Below are 21,413 nucleotides of genomic sequence, written 5' to 3' on the forward strand. Positions count from 1 at the left end.
CCTGCCCCGCAGCGCCTGATCAGCTGCGGGCGAACGCCACGGCCTTCTGGAACTGCTCTTCGCTGGGACGCACGCCGGTGTACAGCACAAACTGCTCAAGGGCTTGAATGGCGATGACTTCAAGCCCGGTGATGACCCGTTTTTCTGCGGCACGAGCGCGCACGATCAGCGGTGTTTCCGAGGGGATCGCCACCACATCGAAGACAGTTTCCGCACAATCGATGGCGTCAGCTTCAAAAGCCAGTTGCTCGGCCTCCGCGCCGCCGCTCATGCCAATCGGCGTGACATTGACCAGCATCTGCGGGCGCTCGCTGCCGAGTTCTGCCTGCCAGCGATAACCCAGCGAGTCGGCCAAGGCGCGCCCGGCACTTTCGTTACGGGCCACGATCAAACCGTTTTGAAAGCCTCCGTCGCGCAAGGCACTGGCCACCGCTTTGGCCATCCCGCCGCTGCCGCGCAAGGCGAACGTCGAGTCCTGCGGCACGGCATGGGTTTTCAGCAGTTGCTCGATGGCGATGTAATCGGTGTTGTAAGCCTTGAGGTGACCGTGGGTATTAACGATGGTGTTGATCGATTGAATGGCCTCGGCCGATGCATCCAGTTCATCGACCAGTGCGATGCAGGCTTCCTTGAAGGGCATCGACACGCCGCAGCCGCGAATCCCCAGGGCACGAATCCCGCCAATCGCCCCCGGCAGGTCCTGACTGCTGAACGCCTTGTAATAGAAGTTCAGGCCCAGTTGCTCATACAAATGATTGTGGAAACGCAGGCCGAAATTCCCGGGGCGCCCAGACAGTGACATACACAGTTGGGTGTCTTTATTCGGGTTCATCAGCATGTGGATCTCCTTCGAATTACACTTTCAGATGGACGGGATTGGCCAGCCCATCGGGTTTATCGGATCATAGCGAGGCCTCTGGCCCGGCTGGCATGTAAAGGTAAAGATGCCGGTACAGACCTTACACAATATTTACTCTGACGCGTCGCAGATTCGCCAAAAAACGCTGTCTTAGAGTTATCCCCGCAACTATCCTTGGATCTATTGAAGGCTCAAGCACGTTGGGGCGAAAACACGAGGAATTATCATGATCCGCAAACTCCCTGTAATAGCCTTGCTGATCGGTGCATTTGCTGTCGCAGGACAGGCGCAAGCCCATGGCTACTATTATGGTCATGGTCGTGGCGGCGGCTGGGGCTGGGGTGCACCGCTCGCCGTCGGCGCTGTGGTAGGCGCGGTGGTCGCGGGATCAGTCATGTCCAACGAGCGTCCGGTTTACGTACAACAACAACCGGTCTACGTTCAACCGCAGCCAGTCTACGTTCAACCGCAGCCGGTGTACGTCCAGCCAGCACCGGTTTACGTCCCGCCACAACCGGGGTACTACATTCAGCCTCGCTACTGAGGCAATCACTGCAGTTTACACAACACAGGCTCCGTCTCGACGGGGCCTGTTTTCGTTTCAGCCGTCGAACAATGTCTGAATAAATCTCGCCAAGGTCGCTGCCGGGACAGTGACTGCGGTTAAATTTGACATGATTGATCCGACGAATGCCCTGGCTTGCGCGCAACAACCGTCATATTTATGTCATGACAGTGCAGCAAGCTTTGAATTGTCCGTAATAAACAGTTCATAAAAACAAGGACGACCCGTATGCCCACGCAAAACCCGCACCGCATTGTTGGACTCTGTACCTCAAGCAAGGTCTATAACGCACTGACCGAGCTCAAACACCTGGAAGGCCATCGCAGCGCCAAGTTTCTCTCGCTGCTCGCCGAAAACCTGGTGCGTAAAGGCCTGCTCAATGATCATGAAGTGATGAACATGCTCGACCAGGTCGTCGACTGACAGCGGCCATTCGCCACGTTGTCGTCAATGTCCACTATCGAGCGCGTTGATTTTCCGTTGAACCGCCGGGTCAGTAAGGTAGCTCCATAGATTGATGGAGGTACTTATGCCCAAGGTTCAGATCATGTCCGTTATTGGTAGCGCCGTTCCTGCACCGCTGAGAGAGCTGGGATTGCTCGCCTGTTGGTATCTGGTTCAGGACGGCGTCGCGATCAGCGGCCCGCTCACTTCACTGCCCGCCGCCCAGGCCCTGTCGCAACGTATCGGCACCTACGCGCTGGACGCCTAAGGCAACTGCACGCGTGGCCTGGTTTCGATGTACAAGTCCCAACTCGACATGAACAGCGCGGCGATCAACGGCCCAATGACAAAACCATTGAGACCGAAGATCGCCAGACCGCCCAGGGTCGAGATCAGGACCAGATAGTCCGGCATCCTGGTGTCCTTGCCCACCAGGGTCGGACGCAGAATATTGTCTACCAGACCGATCACGAACACCCCGAACAGCCCCAGCACCACGCCCTGCCAGATCGCGCCGCTGAGCAGGAACCAGGCTGTCACCGGCACCCAGACAATCCCCGCCCCCACTGCCGGTAGCAGCGACAGAAACGCCATGATCACCGCCCAGAGCAATGCACTGGGAATGTCCAGAAACCAGAAAATCAACCCACCCAGCGCGCCTTGCGTGATCGCCATCAGCAGGTTGCCTTTGACCGTGGCTCGCACCACACGGTTGAACTTGAGCTGCAAGCGACGCTTTTGGTGTTCCGCCAATGGCACGGCCGCGCGGACCTTGCGCGACAGTTCGGCACCGTCACGCAGAAAGAAGAACAACAGGTAGAGCATGATGAAAAAACTCACCATGAACTCGAACGTGCCCTGGCCGAAGCTGAACGCCTGACTGGCAAAAAACTCGCTGCCCTGCATTGCGCTCTTGACGATCTTCTCGCGCAAAGTGCTCAGCTCACCCATGCCAAAGCGGTCCAGCAGGTGCTGAAAGTACGGCGGCAGGCTGTGCTTGAACTGCGCCAGATAGCCGGCGATGTCCAACTGGCCACTCTCGATATTCTTGTAGAGGGTCGCCCCCTCTTGTACCAAGAGGACGCTGGTTATGATCACCGGCAAAATGGCAATGACCAGGCAGATGCTCAGGGTACAGAGGGCCGTCAGGTTGCGGTGCCAGCCAAACTTCACTTGCAGCCGGCGCTGCAAGGGCGCGAAGACAATGCCGAGAATCACCGCCCAGAACACCGCGCCGTAGAACGGCAGCAGAATCCAGATGAAAGCGGCGGTCACCAATACCAGCAGCACCAGCAGCGATCTGTCTCGCACAACGGTTTGGTTCATGTCCGCACCCTGCCAGTAACACCCAGACACTGACTGCCTGTTCTAGGTTAGTCAGCCGCCACGCGCCCAAGTGCCCTGCTTTTTTTCACCCGGCATAGATCCAGATCAATAAACGCCTTGCGCGACTGCTCTACCCTCGCGAGCTTTTGTGATCGAGCCCCTCATGCCCCTCGCCACGCCCGAACTGCTCGCCCCTGCCGGCACCCTGAAAAACATGCGTTATGCCTTCGCCTATGGCGCCGATGCGGTCTACGCCGGCCAGCCGCGCTACAGCCTGCGCGTGCGCAATAACGAGTTCGATCATGCCAACCTGGCCCTCGGTATCCGCGAGGCCCAGGCGCAGGGCAAGCGTTTCTATGTGGTGGTGAACATCGCCCCGCACAACGCCAAGCTGAAAACCTTCCTCAAGGATATTGAGCCGGTCATCGCCATGGCCCCGGATGCGCTGATCATGTCCGACCCCGGATTGATCATGCTGGTGCGTCGGCATTTCCCGCAGATGCCGATTCACCTTTCGGTGCAAGCCAACACGGTGAACTGGGCCAGCGTCGAGTTCTGGCAGCAGCAAGGCCTGAGCCGGATCATCCTGTCGCGGGAGCTGTCGCTGGAAGAAATCGCCGAGATTCACCAGCAAGTCCCCGCCATGGAGCTGGAAGTGTTCGTTCACGGCGCGCTATGCATGGCCTATTCCGGGCGCTGCCTGCTGTCGGGTTACATGAACAGGCGTGATGCCAATCAGGGCACCTGCACCAACGCCTGTCGCTGGAAATACTCCGCTCAGCCGGCCACGGAAAACACTGTGGGCGAGATTGTTCAGGCGTTTATCCCGGAGCCAACGCTGGGTATCGGCACGCCCACCGACCAGGTGTTTTTGCTCCAGGAAGCCAACCGCCCCGATGAACTGATGCCGGCCTTCGAAGACGAACACGGCACCTACATCATGAACGCCAAGGATCTGCGCGCGGTGCAGCATGTCGCTCGCTTGACGCAGATGGGCGTCCACTCATTGAAGATCGAGGGCCGGACCAAATCGCACTTCTACTGCGCCCGGACCACTCAGGTCTATCGCCGCGCCATCGACGATGCCGTGGCCGGCCGCGAGTTCGATCGCAGCCTGATGACCGACCTCGAATCCCTGGCCCAGCGTGGCTACACCGAAGGTTTCCTGCGCCGCCATGTGCATGACGAATACCAGAACTACCAGAACGGCAGCTCGGTGTCGGAGCGTCAGCAGTTCGTCGGTGAACTGACTGGCGAGCGCCGTGATCGGCTGGCCGAGGTCAAGGTGAAGAACCGCTTTGGTTTGGGCGATCACATGGAATTGATGACGCCCAAAGGCAATTTCCACTTCGACCTGCATCAGTTGCAAAGCGCCAAAGGCGAAGCGATTGAAGTGGCGCCGGGGGACGGGCACACCGTGTACCTGCCGATTCCGGATGCGGTGGATTTGCGATTCGGGTTGTTGATGCGGGATGTGTGTGGGGATTAAACCGCAATTGAGGGGGCCTGGGCGGGCCTCATCGTCGGATCGCCGCCCGGAGCAAGCTCGCTCCCACATTTGATTGATGGTGTTGTCGCAATTTGCGGCAACGCACAAATCTACTGTGGGAGCGAGCTTGCTCGCGATAGCGGTAGGCGCTTAGATCCGAAACTGCCCTACCAGCTTACCCAACCGCTGCCCCAAATCCGCCAGGCTGCGGGAGGTTTGCGCGCCGAGCTGGGTTTCGTCGGCGACGCTGTCCACGGCGACGGCGATCTGATGCACGCTGCGGTTGATCTCTTCGGCCACAGCGGTTTGCTCTTCGGCGGCGCTGGCGATCTGTGCGTTCATCGAATTGATGGTGCCGATCAACTGGGCCATGGTGTCCAGCGAAGCGCCCGCCTGATTGGCCTGCGCCGAGGTGCCGTCACCGGCCTCGCTGGAGCGGCGCATGGCATCGACCGCCGACTGTGTGCCAGCCTGCAAGCGGTCGATCATGCCCTGAATTTCCTGAGTGCTTTGCTGCGTGCGACTGGCCAGCGCGCGCACCTCATCGGCGACTACCGCAAAGCCACGCCCGGCCTCACCGGCGCGAGCGGCTTCGATGGCGGCGTTCAGCGCCAGCAGGTTGGTCTGATCGGCAATCGAACGGATCACCCCCAGCACGCTGACAATCGACGACACGTCCTGCTGCAAACTGTCGAGTGAAACCCCGCTGCTGCGAATATCTTTCACCAGCGCATGGATCTGCGAAATGCTCCCTGCGACCACGCGTTTGGCCGCCTGACCTTCTTCGTCGGTTTGCTGGGCCGCCACCGCAGCGCCTTGGGCGCTTTTCGCCACTTCCTGCGCTGCCGCCGACATCTCGTTGATCGCCGTGGCCACCTGATCCGTCTCGTGACGTTGGCGCTCCATGGCCTGATCCGAACGCTGGGCCTGATCGGAGACCTGATTGACCAGCCCGGTCAACTGCGAGGTCATCTCGGTAATCTGCCGCACCAGGCTGTGAATCTTGTCGACAAAACGGTTGAACGAACCGGCCAGCTCGCCCAGTTCATCTTGAGAGGTAATCGCCAGCCGGCGCGTCAAATCGCCCTCGCCTGCCGCGATATCGTCGAGATTTGCCTTCATCAGGTGCAGCGGACGCAAAATGGTATTGGCTACAAACAGACCGACCGCCGCGATCACCAGCAGCACCACCGCCGCGATGCCGATGATGCTCAACAGCACGCCTTCCATGCGCTCGCGAACCTCGGCCTGGACCGTTGCGACCTGGGCTTCGACACCATCGAGATTCACCGAGGTACCGATGGCCATGTCCCACTTGGACAGGTATTCGGTGTAACCCAGCTTGGGCACCAGGACTTTGCTGTCGCCCGGTAACGGCGAGCTGTATTGCAGGTAGTGCGTCCCTTCCTTGGCGACTTTCACCAGGTCACGGTTGACGTACACACCGTTCGGATCGCGATTGTCCTTGAAGCTCTGGCCGACGCCTTCCGCGCTGTTGGCCTTGAACAGGCGCACGGTGTTGGAGTCGTAGCCGAAGAAGTAACCGTCCTTGCCGTAGCTGATGCTCGACAGCAACTTGATCACTTGCGCGCGAGCCGCCGCATCGCCAGGCGCTGCGGCGTCATACAGCGGCTTGATCGCCGTCATCGCCACCGCAACGTAACTTTGCAGGGTGGCCTTGGCGTCGTTCATCAACCGCTGACGGGTTTCTTCGACTTCTTTACGGGCCTGTTCTTGCAAGATGAAGGCAGTGGTCAGACTGATCACCAACGCAAAGAGCAAAACCGGGAGGACGGAGAGGGACAATACTTTGGCTTTAAGGCTCAGGCGCATGTGTTGTTCACTCTGGATAGTATTGGCGTAGTTAAAGCATTAACGGCCGGCCTGCGCAAAACTGTAGGCGCAGGCCTGTCGCTGATGAAAACCACACGGTCAATCCGTTACAACACCATTGCTGCCACCCAGCCAAACGCCAGCAGCGGCAGGTTGTAGTGCAGGAACGTCGGAACCACGGTGTCCCAGATATGGTGATGCTGGCCGTCGATATTCAGACCGGAGGTCGGGCCCAGGGTTGAATCGGACGCTGGCGAGCCGGCATCGCCCAAGGCGCCAGCAGTCCCGACGATGCAGACGATCGCCAACGGGCTGAAGCCCAGTTGCACGCACAACGGCACGAAGATCGCCGCAAGAATCGGCACCGTGGAAAACGATGAACCGATGCCCATGGTCACCAGCAATCCGACCAGCAACATCAGCAATGCACCGACACCTTTGCTGTGACCGATCCACGAAGCCGAGGCCTCGACCAGGGTTTTCACGTCGCCGGTGGCCTTCATGACCTCGGCGAACCCCGAGGCGGCGATCATGATGAAACCGATCATCGCCATCATCTTCATGCCTTCGGTGAACAGGTCGTCAGTTTCGCGCCAGCGCACGACGCCCGATACCGAGAAGATCAGAAACCCGGCCAATGCGCCGATAATCATCGAGTCCAGCAGCAACTGAATGATGAACGCAGCGGCAATCGCCAGGCCCGCTACCATCAAGGTCAGCGGGTTGTACTGCACCGCGACCTGCTCGACCCGCTCGATTTTCTCCAGGTCATACACGCGCTTCTTGCGGTAGCTGACAAACGCCATCAACAACCCGAACACCATGCCCAACGCAGGAATCCCCATGGCATGAGTGACGTTGACGCCACTGATGTCCACCCCGCTTCTACTGACGTTGGCCAGCAGGATTTCATTCAGGAAGATGTTGCCAAAGCCCACCGGCAAGAACATATACGGTGTGATCAGGCCAAAGGTCATGACACAGGCAATCAATCGGCGATCCATTTGCAGCTTGGTCAGTACATAGAGCAGTGGCGGCACCAGCAGCGGAATGAAGGCGATGTGGATCGGCAGGACGTTCTGCGAAGCGATGGCCACGACCCAGAGCAATGCGATCAGCAGCCATTTGACCTGCCCGCCACCCGCAGCGTCCTGTCGGTCGACCAGCAGCAAGGCTTTGTCCGCCAGGGCGTGGGCCAGGCCGGATTTGGCAATCGCCACCGCGAAAGCGCCGAGCAACGCATAGGACAAGGCCACGGTCGCACCGCCGCCCAGGCCACTGTTGAAGGCCTTGAGCGTGGCATCGATGCCCAGGCCGCCCGTCAAACCGCCCACCAGCGCGCCGACGATCAGCGCGATCACCACATGCACGCGGGACAGGCTAAGTACCAGCATGACGCCGACCGCGGCAATTACTGCATTAATCATCGTTACCTCAAAACAGGGCGACGGGTAAATCCGGCGCAAACAGGATGAGTCCGTCCAGCCAGCTGCATGAGCCGACGGCGGATTGAAGAGAGGGTTTTATTAGAGGGCACGCACTGTGCAACAGCAGGCCTGGCTTGTCAAAACCAACACCGATCCCTGTAGCAGCTGGCGCAGCCTGCGTTCGAGTGCGCAGCAGTCGTGAATCCAGGCGATGCGGTGTTTCAGGAATACCGTGCAGGCAGGGTTTACGACGGCTCCGCCGCCGAACGCAGGCTGCGCCAGCTGCGGGATTTGTGTGATTTCTTATTTATTCGAATGGATAAAGAAAGTCGAATTGCCGCCGCTACAGTGCAAAGTCTCAGATATTTATCGAATAAAAGGACGTTCCCATGTCGCTCAGACAACTTTCCATTCAATGGAAAATCACCCTGCTCGCCGGGCTGTGCCTGGCTGGCATCGTCACCTTGCTGGTCGGTCTTTCGCTGTATCGCATGGAGCACAGTTCGCAGCTGGTAAAAGCCTCGAGCATGGAGATGCTCACCGAAGCGGCTCAAGCACGCATCGAGGCACAGGGTGAAGTTCAGGCGCTGGGGATTCGCCAGCAGTTCATGGACGCCTACCAATATGGTCACGGCTTTGCGCGCCAGGTGTTGTTTTTGCGCGAGCAGGCCGAGAAGCGCTTCCTCGACGCCTTCGACCTGCGTGAAGACCTGACCCGTCAGGTCAAGTCGGCGCTGCAAGCCAACCCGCAATTGCTCGGCCTGTCGCTGGTGTTTGAAGCCAACGCACTGGACGGCAAGGACGAACTGTTCAGCGGCCAGAAAGAAATCGGCAGCAACGACAAGGGCCGCTTCGCCCTGTACTGGTCGCAACCGACCGCCGGCAAGCTGAACTCGATGGCGCTGCCGGAAAGCGACATGGCCGACACCAGCACCGGCCCCAGCGGCGAACCCGCCAATGCCTGGTTCACCTGCCCGCGCACCACCCTCAAGCCGTGCGTGATCGAACCCTATTTCTATGAGATCGACGGCCAGAACGTGCTGATGACCAGCATCGTCTTCCCGCTGCTGGTCGACGGTAAGGTCATTGCATCGCTGTCGGTCGACATCAACCTCAACAGCCTGCAAGCGGTCAGCCAGCAAGCGAGCAAAAAGCTCTATGACGGCCAGACCAGTGTCAGCATCCTCAGCCCGGTGGGTCTGCTCGCTGGTTACAGCCCGGACGCCAGCAAACTCAGCCAGCGTCTGGACAGCGTGGACAAGGACAACGGTGCCGAGCTGATCCGCCGGCTCGCCGCCAGCACTCAGACCCAGAGTCTGCACAACAATCAACTGCTCAAAGTGCTGTCGCCATTCCAGCCGATTCCCGGTGGCAAATCGTGGGGCGTGTTGCTCGACGTGCCGGAGAAAGTCCTGGTCGGTCCCGCCGAAACCCTGAAGCAGCAACTCGACGAGCGCAACACCGCTGGCACCCTGATCGAGCTGAGCCTCGGCGTTTTGGCGGCGGTCATCGGCTTGTTGCTGGTGTGGCTGATGGCACGCAGTGTGACCCGTCCGATTCTTGGCGTGGCGCGCATGCTGGAAGACATCGCCAGCGGCGAAGGCGACCTGACCCGCCGTTTGGCCTACGACAAACAAGACGAACTCGGGCAACTGGCCGGCTGGTTCAACCGTTTCCTCGACAAGCTGCAACCGATCATCGCGCAAGTGAAACGCTCGGTGCAGGACGCGCGCAGCACGGCGGATCAATCGTCAGCCATCGCCACCCAGACCAGCGCCGGCATGGAACAGCAATACCGTCAGGTCGATCAGGTGGCCACCGCGTCCCATGAAATGAGCGCCACCGCCCAGGACGTCGCCCGCAGCGCCGCCCAAGCAGCTCAAGCGGCACGCGATGCCGATCAGGCAACCCGTCAGGGCCTGACCGTGATCGACCGCACCACCGCCAGCATCGACAGCCTGGCGGCAGACATGAGCACGGCGATGACCCAGGTCGAAGGCCTGGCCGCTAACAGTGAGAAGATCGGTTCGGTGCTGGAGGTGATTCGCGCCATCGCCGAACAGACTAACTTGCTGGCGCTGAACGCCGCCATCGAAGCGGCTCGCGCCGGTGATGCCGGGCGTGGTTTTGCGGTGGTGGCCGACGAAGTGCGCAACCTGGCACGGCGTACGCAAGAGTCGGTGGAAGAAACCCGTCAGGTGATCGAGCAACTGCAAAGCGGCACGCAAGACGTGGTCGGCTCGATGAGCAACAGCCATCGCCAGGCCCAGGGCAGCGTCGAGCACGTCAGCCAGGCGGTCACCGCCCTGCGGCAGATCGGCGACGCAGTGACGGTGATTACCGACATGAACCTGCAAATCGCCAGCGCTGCCGAAGAGCAGAGCGCCGTGGCCGAGGAGATCAACAGCAACGTGGCGACCATTCGTGACGTGACGGAATCGCTGTCGGGGCAGGCCAATGAATCGGCGCGGGTCAGCCAGTCGTTGAACAGTCTGGCTAACCAGCAGCAGGGTTTGATGGATCAGTTCCGAGTGTGATGTAGCAGGTTCATGTGGGAGCGAGCTTGCTCGCGATGGCGGTATGACAGTCAACATCAATGTTGAATGTCACGGCCTCATCGCGAGCAAGCTCGCTCCCACAGGTTAATCGGGTGCGTCTGAGATCGGTGTCAGCGTCCAGGCAGCTTCACCACCACCTTCAACCCGCCCCACTCGCTCTCCTGCAACACCAACTCCCCGCCCCACGCCTCGACGATATCGCGCACGATCCCCAGCCCCAGGCCATGTCCGTCGGTCTGCTCATCCAGCCGCGTGCCACGACTGAATACCTGATCGCGCTGCGCTTCGGGAATCCCCGGCCCATCGTCTTCCACGGCCAACACAAACCCATCAGCCGTCTCGACGATGCTCAAGCGCACCTCGGCATCCGCCCACTTGCAGGCGTTATCCAGCAGATTGCCGAGCAGCTCCAGCACATCCTCACGATCCCAAGGCAAGTGCAAACCGGACGGTGCCGTGGAGCCCAGATGCAGGTGGTCGCCGTGGATCATGTTCAGGGTCGCCAGCAATCCCGGCAGCTCGGCAGCGCAATCGAACTGCGCGCCCGGCAAAGCATCGCCGGCCAGGCGCGCGCGATTCAGTTCGCGATTGAGTCGCTGCTGAACCTGTTCGAGTTGCTCGCGAAGGATCTTGCGCAGTTCGGGATGGGCGTCGAACTTTTCGCACGATGCCAGGCTCAACAGCACCGCCAGTGGCGTCTTCAGCGCATGACCAAGGTTGCCCAGGGCATTGCGCGAACGCTTGAGGCTGTCTTCGGTGTGCGCGAGCAAATGGTTGATCTGCGCCACCAAAGGCTCCAGCTCCAGCGGCACTTGAGCGTCCAGTTGCGAACGTTGCCCCTGCTGCAACTGGGCGATCTGCTCGCGGGCGTTTTCCAGCGGTCGCAAGGCACGCCGCACGGTGACCCGCTGCAACACCAGAATCAGCAGCAAACCTGTCAGCCCCAACCCGAGCCCGACCTGGCGCATACGCTGGAAGCTCTCGCGCACCGGCGTGTAATCCTGCGCCACGCTGATGGAAATGGACTGCCCCAATCGCCGATAGTCCGCACGCAGGACCAGCAATTGCTGGCCTTCCGGGCCCAGTTGCAGGTTGCTGTGCAGCCCGGGATGATCGAGCAGCGGTAATTCCTGATCCCACAGCGAACGTGAGCGCCAGTGGTTGTCGGCGAAGTCGATATGGAAGTAATGCCCGGAGAACGGTCGCTGGTAAGCCGGTGACAGGCGCCGTTCGTCCAGCTGCAAACCCTGCGGCCCACGCACCAACGCCATCAGCAGGTTTTCACTGTCATTGCGCAACCCGGCTTCCAGATAACGCTGCAAGCCCACTTCGAACAACCACAGACTGGTTTGGGCCAGCACCAGACCAACCACCACCATGACGCTGATCAGTCCCAGGCTCAAACGCCGTTGAATCGACCTCACCGGGTTTGCCCACCGAACAGGTAACCCTGACCGCGCCGGGTGTCGATCACGCTGCGCCCGAGTTTGCGGCGCAGGTGATTGACGTGAACTTCCAGCACGTTCGAGTCGCGTTCGGTTTCACCGTCGTAGAGGTGTTCGGCCAGGTGGCTTTTGGAAAGGATCTGCTCCGGGTGCAGCATGAAATAGCGCAACAGGCGGAACTCGGCAGCGGTCAGCTGAATGTCGGCGCCGTCGCGAATCACGCATTGACGGCCCTCGTCCAACTGCAACCCGGCCGCCTTGAGCGTCGGCTGATTGGCCTGGCCATGGGAGCGTCGCAGCAGCGCTTGAATCCGCAGGTGCAGTTCTTCCGGGTGAAACGGTTTGCTCAGGTAGTCGTCGGCGCCGGCCTTGAGCCCTTCGATACGTTCGGCCCAGGAGTCGCGCGCGGTCAGCACCAGCACTGGCGTGGCCAGGCCCGCCGCCCGCCATTGGCCGAGCACCTCAAGCCCCGGCAAGCCTGGCAGCCCGAGATCGAGAATGATCAGGTCGTAGGGTTCAGAACTGCCCTGATACACCGCATCGCGGCCATCGGCCAACCAGTCGACGGCGTAACCCTGGCGATCGAGCCCGGCCATCAATTCATCGGCCAGCGGTACGTGGTCTTCCACCAGCAGCAGGCGCATCAGTCATCGTCCTTGTCTTTGATCAAGCGCCCGGTGGCGGCTTCCAGGTCCAGCTCACGTACCACGCCGTCGGCGGTCAGCAACTCGACTTCGTAAATGTAGACGCCATGCTTTTCATCAAGCCCGGCTTCGAGCAATTTAGCGCCGGGGTGGCGGTCCATGGCCTGCTGCAACAGCTGTTCAAGCGGTAGAATCACGCCTTTCTGACGCAGGCGCAGGGCCTCGTCCTGGTCCAGGTCACGGGCAGCTACCACCGAGCAAAATGCCAGGAGCGTCAGGGTCGCCAGACCATACGCGCGCAGATTAGCCTTCATTACATATCCTGAGCATGGAGTGCCTGCGTATTCTTCATAAATTACCCGGGGAGTCACCCTAGCTGCGTCAACTTAACTGAAACTGAATTGCCATCATTGATGCGTTTACACTTCATTTCTGTGCACACACCCTGCAAAAAATCGAGACCGGTATGACCGCCATCCACATCAAATTCCCTGCCCTGACCCTCAAGGCCGGCCCACGAGCCTTTACGCGGATCCGCGAAAACGGCTTGAGCGCCCTGGAGGTCGGCACGCTGCCGGGTGCCGCCGGTGGACCGAAGGCCCTGGGGATTCAAGGTCTGGACCTGGCGTTGTTCGGGCAGTGGCTACCGGCCGCACCGCGCGAGCGCTCGTTGATCGGCGCTTCGGTCGGTTCCTGGCGCTTCGCCAGTGCCTGCTTGCCGGACGCTGCCGAAGGCATCAGACGTCTCGGTGAGCTGTACAACGCGCAGAGTTTTGCCAAGGGCGTGAGCATGGCGCAAATCAGCCAGAGCTCGCAGCGCATGCTGCATGACTTGCTCGGCGGGCACGATGCGCGGTTGCTGGACAACCCGCTCTATCGGTTGAACATCATGGTTGTGAAAAGCCACGGCCTGCTCGCCGACGACCATCGCGGGCGACTCGGGCTGGGCTTGTCATCGGTGATCGCCGACAACCTGCGCGGGCGCTCACGGTTGTCGCGGCACTTCGAACGGTTGATCGTGCATGACCCTCGGCTGGCACCACCGCTCAACGCGCTGCATGACTTCCCGTCGCGTTTCGTCCCGCTGAACGCCGGCAACTTGCGTCAGGCCTTGCTCGCATCGGGCTCGATCCCGATGGTCATGGAAGGGGTACGTGACTTGCCCGGTGCAGGCGCCGGGACTTATCGCGATGGCGGCTTGCTGGATTACCATCTCGACTTGCCGTACAGCGGTGACGACATCGTGCTTTACCCGCACTTCACCGATCGGGTGATTCCCGGCTGGTTCGACAAAACCCTGCCATGGCGACGCGGCAATTCCGGGCGTTTGCAGGATGTGCTGTTGGTGGCGCCGTCGAAAGCCTATCTGTCGCGCCTGCCCCACGGCAAATTGCCCGACCGGAACGACTTCAAGCGCTTCATGGGTGACCCGGCCAGCCGCCGGAAATACTGGAAAACCGCCATGGACGAGAGCCAGCGGCTCGGCGACGAGTTCCTCGAACTGACCGCCAGCGGGCGTTTGGGTGAGCAGCTGTTGACCCTTTAGTCAGTGTTTTCCCGCAACCCCGAACCCAAGCTGTTAAACTCGCGACCTGCCCCATCGCCGCGGGCGATAGCCACCTGACAGAGCTCAAACCACTGTGGAAATCTTCAAAGAGTTTACCTTCGAATCCGCCCACCGCCTGCCTCACGTCCCGGAAGGCCACAAGTGCGGCCGCCTGCACGGTCACTCGTTCAAAGTGGCGATTCACCTGAGCGGCGACCTCGATCCGCATACTGGCTGGATCCGCGACTTCTCGGAAATCAAGGCGATCTTCAAGCCGCTCTACGAGCGCCTGGACCACAACTACCTGAACGATATTCCAGGCCTGGAAAACCCGACCAGCGAAGTCCTGGCCAAGTGGATCTGGAACGAGCTGACGCCATTGCTGCCGGAACTCAGCGCCATTCGCATCCACGAAACCTGCACCAGCGGCTGCATCTACCACGGCGAATAAGCCGATGATGAAAAAAACCACCGATTGCGGTGGTTAATGAGCGCGTCACCCCACACCCTGCGAGGGCCAGGCTTTCGCAGGGTGTTTTGTTTTCGCAGGCCATCATCGTGAGCGAGTCGGCACTGAATAGGGATCGATTTCGGCTGGCACTGGATTCACCCGCATGGCCAGGTCAAATCGCACAGGTCCAAGGCTGGGCTGGTATCTCTTACCGGTGCGTTTTCTGATGCTTAATCATATTGTTTTTTTGAGTAAAGCCTCGTTCGCACACGGGACAGACGAAAGGCTTCTCGCCGGTATGCCTTCGCCTATGTACAGTCAGTTGGCTACTCTTCTTAAACGCTTTACCACAATCCGGCTCAGTGCAAAGGAAGGGCCTCTCGCCGGTATGCTCTAGCATATGTACATTCAGGTGGCTACTCTGCGTAAACGCTTGACCACAATCCGGCTCAGTGCAATGGAAGGGCCTCTCATCGGTATGCTTTCGCTGATGTACAGCCAGGCTGCAACGCTTTGTAAACGCTTTACCACAACCCGCCTCAGTGCAAGGGAAGGGCTTATCGCCGGTATGCGTTCGCTTATGCTTGGTTAAGTCGCTGCTCTGCGAAAACGCTTTGCCACATCCCTCCGCCGGGCAGACAAAAGGCCTCTCGCTGGTATGCGTTCGCCTATGTACAGTCAGATTCGACTTCGTCGTAAACGCTTTATTGCATGTAGGACAGGAATAGTCCTTGGCTGCCCCGGACGACACCGCTGACGAAGGACCGGCAACAGGCTCTGGTGTACTGCGCCGCAAATCCCCTCCCAGCTCTATTTCATCAATACCAGTAGGAGATACATTCCCTAGCACGGCAAAAGACGTCACACCGTCAATCGACCCCATGGAGCTGACTGACGCTTGCGAGTCAAAATCGTAACTCTCAATCATGGCCGACGACGTAACCGAAGCAACAACCGGCTGGATTTCGTCAGCGACATCCATCCACACCATTCGAGCAGCGTCAGCTGCCAATTGCTGCGGCGTACGCAGTTCCCTGCCGCTGGCCTGCACGGCGCTCGCGAGCTCCTTCATCCGCCCATCACCATCCACATGCCCCACCGGTGAATTCCCGACAAACACATACGGATTCAACCCATCCACCGCCCCCGCCGGGTCCGGGTTGATCCAGCGGCTCAGCCATGGCGCGAAATAGCGGTAACCGTAGTAATACAACCCGGTGACATCGCGCTCCTTGCCCGAGTAACGGATGGTTTTGTAAGCGCCGGTCTGATCGCGGTGATCTTCCGAGGCCGTGCCGCCGAACGGGTAATACACTTCGCGGCTCAGCACCTTGGCCTGTTCATCGAGTTCCAGCGTGCCGGAGCCCAGATGGTCGGTCAGGTGGTAACGCAGCTGACGCTCGCCGCTGGGCCATTGCAACCACTTCAGCCGGTTTCGCCCCGCCTCGAGGTCAAGCACCTGCCGCACCTCGACGCCGTTGCTGCGATAGATTTCCAGTCCCGGCAGGTAACGTACCTCAGCCGTCACGCGGCGGGCATTGGTCAGTTCGGTGCGGACCTTGCGCAGGCGTTTGCCCCCGCCGCCGTAGACATACTGTTCGCAGTCGTCGTCTTCGTCTTCGCGCACCACCGGCGAGACACCGGACAACTGGTTGCGCAGGTCCCAGTTCATGACCTGGCCACGGTGCAAACAGCGTAAATTGCCGTTGCCATCGAAAGCGTTATCGAAATCCGGCGGCTGGTCGTCCTCGAGCAAACTGCGGTTGCTGTCCGGGGCGATGATCCAACTGCGGGTGAACGGTTGCGCGCCGAGATGCCGCAGCTGCGTCATGTTGCCCGCCGCGTCGTAGTCGTATTCTTCGCGATAGTTGGTGAGCGCTTGAGGATCGTTCGCGGTGCGATACTGCCCCGTCAGCCCTGGACCGGAGGACGGTCTTTGCGCTTCCCAACCACTGGCACCGATCAACTGGTACAGGCTGTCGTAGCCGAAAGTGCTGACAGGGTCGATGCGCTGGTTCTTGAAATAACGGATCGGCAACGCCCGGTCTTCGATGTGCAGAATATTGCCGGCCGGATCAAAGCCATACCGCAGGTCTTGCAGCGGCGGCGCATTCGGCAGCCCGGCGGACAGCCGCAACAAGCGGCCATCGCTGAGCTGATACTGCGCCTCGGTCACCACCCCGTTACCCGCAGTTTCCCGCTCGACCTGCCCGACGGCGTTGTAACGGATATCCCGCACCAGGCACTGCCCCGGCGCCGGGTTGGCGGCCGGTTGCAGCCAGCCTTCCTTGAGTTGACCGGCCACCGTGTAGCTGAACTGCCGGCGATTGCCCTTGGCGTCGGTCAGGCTCAGCAATTCACCGACAGGGTTATAGGCCCAGCGACTCTCGACGCCGGGACCGGGTTCCAGCAAGGCGTCGCGTGCCGCGGGCAACTGCGGCCAGTCGGGCGGGCCCAGTGTGTCAAGAAAGTGGCTGATTTCAAGCTGTGCCAAGCCCTGCAGATCATAGGCCGGCATATGCCGGGTGCCGGCCGGATCGTCGTGACGAATCAACCGGCCACACGCGTTGCCCGATTCCGTGGCCGCGCCATATTCAAAACGCTCAACCACCCGCGCGACTTCACCCCGCGCCTGCTCTTTCACCGTCAGGGGACGCCGCGAGAGGTCGTACTCATAAGTGTGCTGACTGCCCCGACTGTCCCAGGCATTCACGGTTTCGCCGTCCTGCCCAAGCAACGACACACGCCAACCGGCATCCACGCTATCGGTGGATAACACCTGGCCGGGCAGGTTGTAGTGCGTGATCAACGCCGCAGCTGAACCCTCGCCCCACAAACGCGGGTCCCACTGCTCAGTCGCACGCCCTGCGGCATCAAAAGCCTGCCGTGTAACCCGCGCCTCGGGCACTTGCTCACGCGTCGAACGGCAGTACGCCACGCTGCGCACAGGCAGACCCCGAGCGTCCGTTACCCACAGGGTGGGTGTCGCGTGATGAAAGCCAAAGTCGTCCATGAACACTGGATAGCATTGGGTATCAGAAACTGTCTACTGTCAGAGTTGACAGGTGCCGCTGGCCGGTACGGTCACCGCTACGCTAACGTATAGCCATCGATCGATGCCCTCCGAATACAGCACTAGCCCAAAGGACCTGACCCCATGCACATCATCAATGCCCGCCTGCGCAACCATGAAGGCCTGCATGAATTGCACCTGGAAAACGGCCTGATCGCCAACATCGCCCGTCAGACCGAAGCGCCAACCCTCGGCCCCGAAGACCTCGATGCGGGTGGCAATCTGGTGGTGCCGCCCTTCGTCGAGCCGCACATCCACCTCGATGCGACGCTGACCGCCGGTGAACCGCGCTGGAACATGAGCGGCACGTTGTTCGAAGGCATCGAATGCTGGGGCGAACGCAAGGCGACCATCACGGCTGAAGACACTAAAACCCGCGCCAAAAAGACCATCAGCGCCCTCGCCGCCCACGGCATCCAGCATGTTCGCACCCACGTCGACGTTACTGACCCGCAGTTGACCGCGCTCAAGGCGATGCTTGAAGTGCGTGAAGAGAGTCGACACCTGATCGACCTGCAAATCGTCGCCTTCCCTCAGGAAGGCATCGAGTCCTATCGCAACGGCCGCGATTTGATGGAGGAAGCCATTCTGCTGGGCGCCGATGTGGTCGGTGGCATTCCGCATTTCGAGTACACCCGCGATCAAGGCGTCAGCTCGGTGAAATTCCTGATGGACCTGGCCGAGCGCACCGGCTGCCTGGTGGATGTGCATTGCGACGAAACCGACGACCCGCACTCGCGCTTTCTTGAAGTGCTGGCCGAAGAAGCCCGCAGCCGCGATATGGGTTCACGGGTGACCGCCAGCCACACCACGGCCATGGGCTCCTACGACAACGCTTACTGCGCCAAGCTCTTTCGCCTGCTCGGGCATTCGGGGATCAGTTTTGTTTCCTGCCCGACCGAAAGCATTCACCTGCAGGGGCGCTTCGACACGTTCCCGAAACGCCGTGGCGTCACCCGCGTCAACGAGTTGCTGGAAGCCGGGATGAACGTGTGTTTCGGTCAGGATTCGATTGTCGACCCGTGGTATCCGTTGGGCAACGGCAACATCCTGCGGGTGCTCGAAGCCGGCCTGCACATTTGCCACATGCTCGGTTACCGCAACCTGCAAACCGCGCTGGACCTGGTGACCGACAACAGCGCCAAGGCCATGGCCCTGGGTGATCGCTATGGGCTGGAGCCGGGACGGCCAGCGAATTTGCTGATTCTCTCGGCGGACAGCGATTACGAAGTGATCCGCAGCCAGGGCTTGCCGCTGTACTCGATTCGTGGCGGGAAAGTGTTGATGAAGCGGCAGTTGCCGGTGGTCGAGTTTTTCGGCTGACCGGGCTGACGCTATCGCGAGCAAGCTCGCTCCCACAGGTGAACTGCGATGACCACAACAATTGTGGACGACACAGATCCCGTGTGGGAGCGAGCTTGCTCGCGATAGCAATCTGACCGACACCGCAGAATCAGGACATCAACTGCGCCGTACCAAACAAACTGACCCGGCTCAGTTCACCATCGTGTTCTTCAAGAAGCACCGGCGCCGTACCGCCGGGCATAACCACCGCCACAGTCCCCGCCGTCACCCACCCCACACTCCACGCAGCGCAAGCCACCGCGCTGGCGCTGGTACCGGACGATGCGGTCGGCCCTTCCCCTCGCTCGAAGACCCGGGCAACAATGCGCCGCTCGGATTCCAGCCTCGCCCATTGCAGATTGACGCCCGCCGCACACGGCTCGCCAGCCCCGCTCGGTGGCGCAAAAGCGATACGCGTCAGGTCGTCCGACAACCCGGGCTCGCGCATCTGCTCATTGCTCGGCAACGCCTCGGTATCCGTCACCAGCGTCACACAATGGGGATTGCCGATCCGCACGAACTGACTGTAGGCCCACAGCGGATTCAGTCGCGCGAGCGGCGGCACATGGCTCAACTCACGTTGATTCAATGTCCGCGCCTCGACCGCCTGAGCCCCCACCGCATTCGCCCCTAAAGCCGGTTTGCCGAGGTCCAGCCAGAAACCCTGCACGCCGTCGACCTGCGCAGGCGTTACCAAGGTTTCGACAGGCGACACCGCATCACCTTTGTCATGGTGAACCTTGAGCAGGCATCGCCCCTGCGCCGGCATCAAGCCCTGCTCGGTCAGCGCCTGGGAAAAAATCGTCAGGCCATTGCCACTGCGCTCGGCCAGCGTGCCGTCGGTGTTGACGATCAACAGGTCAAACGGTGGCACAGCCTGAAACGGGCCGACCAACAAACCGTCCGAACGGTGCTCCTTGGCACCGGCCGGTTGGGTGCCGGGGGCCCAACTGCAAATGGCTTCCACCGCAGACAGCGCCCAGTCGGCACGGCGTTGCGCCGACTGGCTGGCGTCCTGCGGCAAATCGATACCACGCTGGCGCAGATCGTGTGGGCTGACAACGGCGTAGATATTCCCGCGGGCATCGAAAAGCGAGGTCATGGACAGGTCCTGGGTGAAGTCTGGAACACGACGCTACTGTAAGCGCTGGCGACTCGAATCACACCCACAGAACCTCAAGGTCGTCTGACGGTCGCTGATGTGCAAGGATGTGGCCCTGCTCACAGCCTCCTCCGAAGTACCAAGGATTTTCATGACCGCCATCATCCCTCCCGTCTCTGTCCGCCCCGGACGCCTCGAACAGATGTCGACGCGCATTGCCTTCTTTATTGCAGGCTTCGGCATCGCCGCGTGGGCGCCGCTGGTGCCTTACGCCAAGGCCCGGGCCGGGCTCGATGACGGTACGCTCGGTTTGTTGTTGCTGTGCCTGGGGGTCGGTTCGATTCTGGCGATGCCGATGGCCGGTGCGCTGGCCTCGCGCTTCGGCTGTCGGCGGGTGCTCAGTGGCGGCACGCTGCTGATCTGCCTGGCACTGCCGCTGCTGGCGACGGTGTCGTCGATCCCGCTGCTGATCGCCGCGCTGTTTCTGTTCGGGGCCGGGTTGGGTACGGTGGATTCGACGGTGAACCTGCAAGCGGTGATCGTCGAGCGAGCCAGCGGCAAGACCATGATGTCGGGCTTTCATGGCTTGTTCAGCCTCGGCGGGATAGTCGGCGCGGCGGGTGTCAGCGCCCTGCTCGGCCTGGGTGTTTCGCCGTTGGGCGCGACCTTGGTGGTGATCGTGTTTCTGCTGGTGTCGTTGCTCAAAGCTGCGCCCCATCTGTTGCCCTACGGCAGCGAAAGCTCGGGGCCGGCGTTCGCCATTCCCCACGGCATGGTGCTGTTTATCGGTAGCCTGTGTTTTATCGTGTTCCTGGCCGAAGGCGCGGTGCTGGACTGGAGCGCGGTGTTCCTGACCTCAGAGCGTGATCTCGACACCGCGTATGCCGGACTGGGCTATGCCGCGTTTGCCTTGACCATGACGGTCGGACGGCTGACGGGCGATGCCATCGTGCATAAGCTGGGGGCCACACGCGTGATTGTGTTTGGCGGTTTGACCGCGTCTGCCGGCCTGCTGCTGGCAACCTTGGCACCGGCCTGGGAAGCCGCGCTGATCGGGTATGCATTGGTCGGGGCCGGGTGTTCGAACATCGTGCCGGTGCTGTACACCGCCGTTGGCAAACAGAAAGTCATGCCCGAAAGCATCGCCGTTCCGGCCATCACGACCTTGGGGTATGCGGGGATTCTGGCGGGGCCTGCAGTGATCGGCTTTATCGCCCACGGCAGCAGCTTGAGTTTCGCCTTCGGATTGATCGCGGTGTTGCTGCTGGCCGTGGCGGTCAGTGGCAAGGCGTTGAAGGTTTGAATCA

Annotated in this window: 18 protein-coding genes and 1 pseudogene; 9 read left to right on the top strand and 10 right to left on the bottom strand. The window is 60.7% G+C overall.

Annotation, left to right across the window (positions count from 1 at the left end; translation table 11 throughout):
* Window positions 1-19 precede the first annotated feature (19 nt).
* Complete coding sequence (locus AC1DIG_RS17170; protein WP_477768260.1) at window positions 20-838, bottom strand: shikimate 5-dehydrogenase; 819 nt, start codon at window positions 836-838, stop codon at window positions 20-22.
* 247 nt (window positions 839-1,085) lie between these two features.
* Here AC1DIG_RS17170 and AC1DIG_RS17175 point away from each other — a divergent pair, with 247 nt between their 5' ends.
* From AC1DIG_RS17175 to AC1DIG_RS17185, 3 genes are all read left to right on the top strand, one after another.
* Entirely contained in the window at window positions 1,086-1,403 is a 318-nt protein-coding gene (locus AC1DIG_RS17175) for a hypothetical protein (RefSeq protein WP_019692815.1), read from the top strand.
* A 249-nt stretch (window positions 1,404-1,652) separates the two neighbouring features.
* Window positions 1,653-1,847, top strand: a complete 195-nt coding sequence (locus AC1DIG_RS17180; protein ID WP_054596479.1) for a hypothetical protein — start codon at window positions 1,653-1,655, stop codon at window positions 1,845-1,847.
* 106 nt (window positions 1,848-1,953) lie between these two features.
* The gene (locus tag AC1DIG_RS17185) at window positions 1,954-2,136 is read left to right on the top strand and encodes a hypothetical protein (RefSeq protein WP_477768261.1); all 183 of its coding nucleotides are present in this window, start codon (window positions 1,954-1,956) and stop codon (window positions 2,134-2,136) included.
* Here the strand turns inward: AC1DIG_RS17185 and AC1DIG_RS17190 are convergent.
* Window positions 2,133-3,194 (bottom strand): AI-2E family transporter, encoded by a 1,062-nt coding sequence (locus AC1DIG_RS17190; protein WP_477768262.1) that lies wholly within the window; start codon window positions 3,192-3,194, stop codon window positions 2,133-2,135. The genes AC1DIG_RS17185 and AC1DIG_RS17190 overlap by 4 nt on opposite strands.
* Window positions 3,195-3,357: 163 nt before the next feature.
* Between AC1DIG_RS17190 and trhP the strand changes: the two genes are divergently transcribed.
* The gene (trhP, locus tag AC1DIG_RS17195; RefSeq protein WP_477768263.1) at window positions 3,358-4,683 is read left to right on the top strand and encodes a prephenate-dependent tRNA uridine(34) hydroxylase TrhP; all 1,326 of its coding nucleotides are present in this window, start codon (window positions 3,358-3,360) and stop codon (window positions 4,681-4,683) included.
* 150 nt (window positions 4,684-4,833) lie between these two features.
* On the opposite strand, the gene AC1DIG_RS17200 is transcribed toward trhP, so the two are convergent.
* The 3 genes and pseudogenes from AC1DIG_RS17200 to AC1DIG_RS17210 form a co-directional block, all read right to left on the bottom strand.
* The gene (locus tag AC1DIG_RS17200; protein ID WP_371917673.1) at window positions 4,834-5,655 is read right to left on the bottom strand and encodes a methyl-accepting chemotaxis protein; all 822 of its coding nucleotides are present in this window, start codon (window positions 5,653-5,655) and stop codon (window positions 4,834-4,836) included.
* Window positions 5,656-5,691: 36 nt separating this feature from the next.
* A pseudogene (locus tag AC1DIG_RS17205) lies at window positions 5,692-6,516 on the bottom strand (cache domain-containing protein); the annotation flags it as partial.
* Window positions 6,517-6,623: 107 nt separating this feature from the next.
* Window positions 6,624-7,940, bottom strand: a complete 1,317-nt coding sequence (locus AC1DIG_RS17210; RefSeq protein WP_477768452.1) for a Na+/H+ antiporter family protein — start codon at window positions 7,938-7,940, stop codon at window positions 6,624-6,626.
* Between the two features lie 392 nt (window positions 7,941-8,332).
* Between AC1DIG_RS17210 and AC1DIG_RS17215 the strand changes: the two genes are divergently transcribed.
* Window positions 8,333-10,480, top strand: a complete 2,148-nt coding sequence (locus tag AC1DIG_RS17215; RefSeq protein WP_477768264.1) for a methyl-accepting chemotaxis protein — start codon at window positions 8,333-8,335, stop codon at window positions 10,478-10,480.
* 131 nt (window positions 10,481-10,611) lie between these two features.
* Here the strand turns inward: AC1DIG_RS17215 and AC1DIG_RS17220 are convergent, their stop codons facing one another.
* Genes AC1DIG_RS17220 through AC1DIG_RS17230 form a run of 3 tightly spaced genes read right to left on the bottom strand, consistent with a single transcriptional unit; the run spans window position 10,612 to window position 12,904 of the window.
* Window positions 10,612-11,925, bottom strand: a complete 1,314-nt coding sequence (locus tag AC1DIG_RS17220; protein ID WP_477768265.1) for an ATP-binding protein — start codon at window positions 11,923-11,925, stop codon at window positions 10,612-10,614.
* Entirely contained in the window at window positions 11,922-12,590 is a 669-nt protein-coding gene (locus AC1DIG_RS17225) for a response regulator transcription factor (RefSeq protein WP_477768266.1), read from the bottom strand. The genes AC1DIG_RS17220 and AC1DIG_RS17225 overlap by 4 nt, the downstream gene beginning before the upstream one ends.
* Entirely contained in the window at window positions 12,590-12,904 is a 315-nt protein-coding gene (locus AC1DIG_RS17230; RefSeq protein WP_477768267.1) for a PepSY domain-containing protein, read from the bottom strand. The genes AC1DIG_RS17225 and AC1DIG_RS17230 overlap by 1 nt, the downstream gene beginning before the upstream one ends.
* 152 nt (window positions 12,905-13,056) lie before the next feature.
* On the opposite strand from AC1DIG_RS17230, the gene AC1DIG_RS17235 reads away from it, so the two are divergent.
* On the top strand, window positions 13,057-14,136 hold the full coding sequence (locus AC1DIG_RS17235; RefSeq protein ID WP_477768268.1) for a patatin-like phospholipase family protein: 1,080 nt from the start codon (window positions 13,057-13,059) through the stop codon (window positions 14,134-14,136).
* A 94-nt stretch (window positions 14,137-14,230) separates the two neighbouring features.
* Window positions 14,231-14,587, top strand: coding sequence for a 6-carboxytetrahydropterin synthase QueD (gene queD / locus AC1DIG_RS17240; RefSeq protein ID WP_477768269.1), 357 nt, complete (start codon window positions 14,231-14,233; stop codon window positions 14,585-14,587).
* 208 nt (window positions 14,588-14,795) lie between these two features.
* Here queD and AC1DIG_RS17245 read toward each other — a convergent pair whose 3' ends face one another.
* Window positions 14,796-17,600, bottom strand: coding sequence for a C2H2-type zinc finger protein (locus AC1DIG_RS17245; RefSeq protein ID WP_477768270.1), 2,805 nt, complete (start codon window positions 17,598-17,600; stop codon window positions 14,796-14,798).
* A gap of 144 nt (window positions 17,601-17,744) precedes the next feature.
* On the opposite strand from AC1DIG_RS17245, the gene codA reads away from it, so the two are divergent.
* Window positions 17,745-18,983 (top strand): cytosine deaminase, encoded by a 1,239-nt coding sequence (codA, locus tag AC1DIG_RS17250; protein WP_477768271.1) that lies wholly within the window; start codon window positions 17,745-17,747, stop codon window positions 18,981-18,983.
* Between the two features lie 130 nt (window positions 18,984-19,113).
* On the opposite strand, the gene AC1DIG_RS17255 is transcribed toward codA, so the two are convergent.
* The gene (locus tag AC1DIG_RS17255) at window positions 19,114-20,106 is read right to left on the bottom strand and encodes a diaminopimelate epimerase (RefSeq protein WP_477768272.1); all 993 of its coding nucleotides are present in this window, start codon (window positions 20,104-20,106) and stop codon (window positions 19,114-19,116) included.
* A 151-nt stretch (window positions 20,107-20,257) separates the two neighbouring features.
* On the opposite strand from AC1DIG_RS17255, the gene AC1DIG_RS17260 reads away from it, so the two are divergent.
* Window positions 20,258-21,409, top strand: coding sequence for an MFS transporter (locus AC1DIG_RS17260; RefSeq protein WP_477768273.1), 1,152 nt, complete (start codon window positions 20,258-20,260; stop codon window positions 21,407-21,409).
* Window positions 21,410-21,413: the final 4 nt, after the last annotated feature.

The organism is Pseudomonas sp. 05N431, assembly GCF_056397005.1.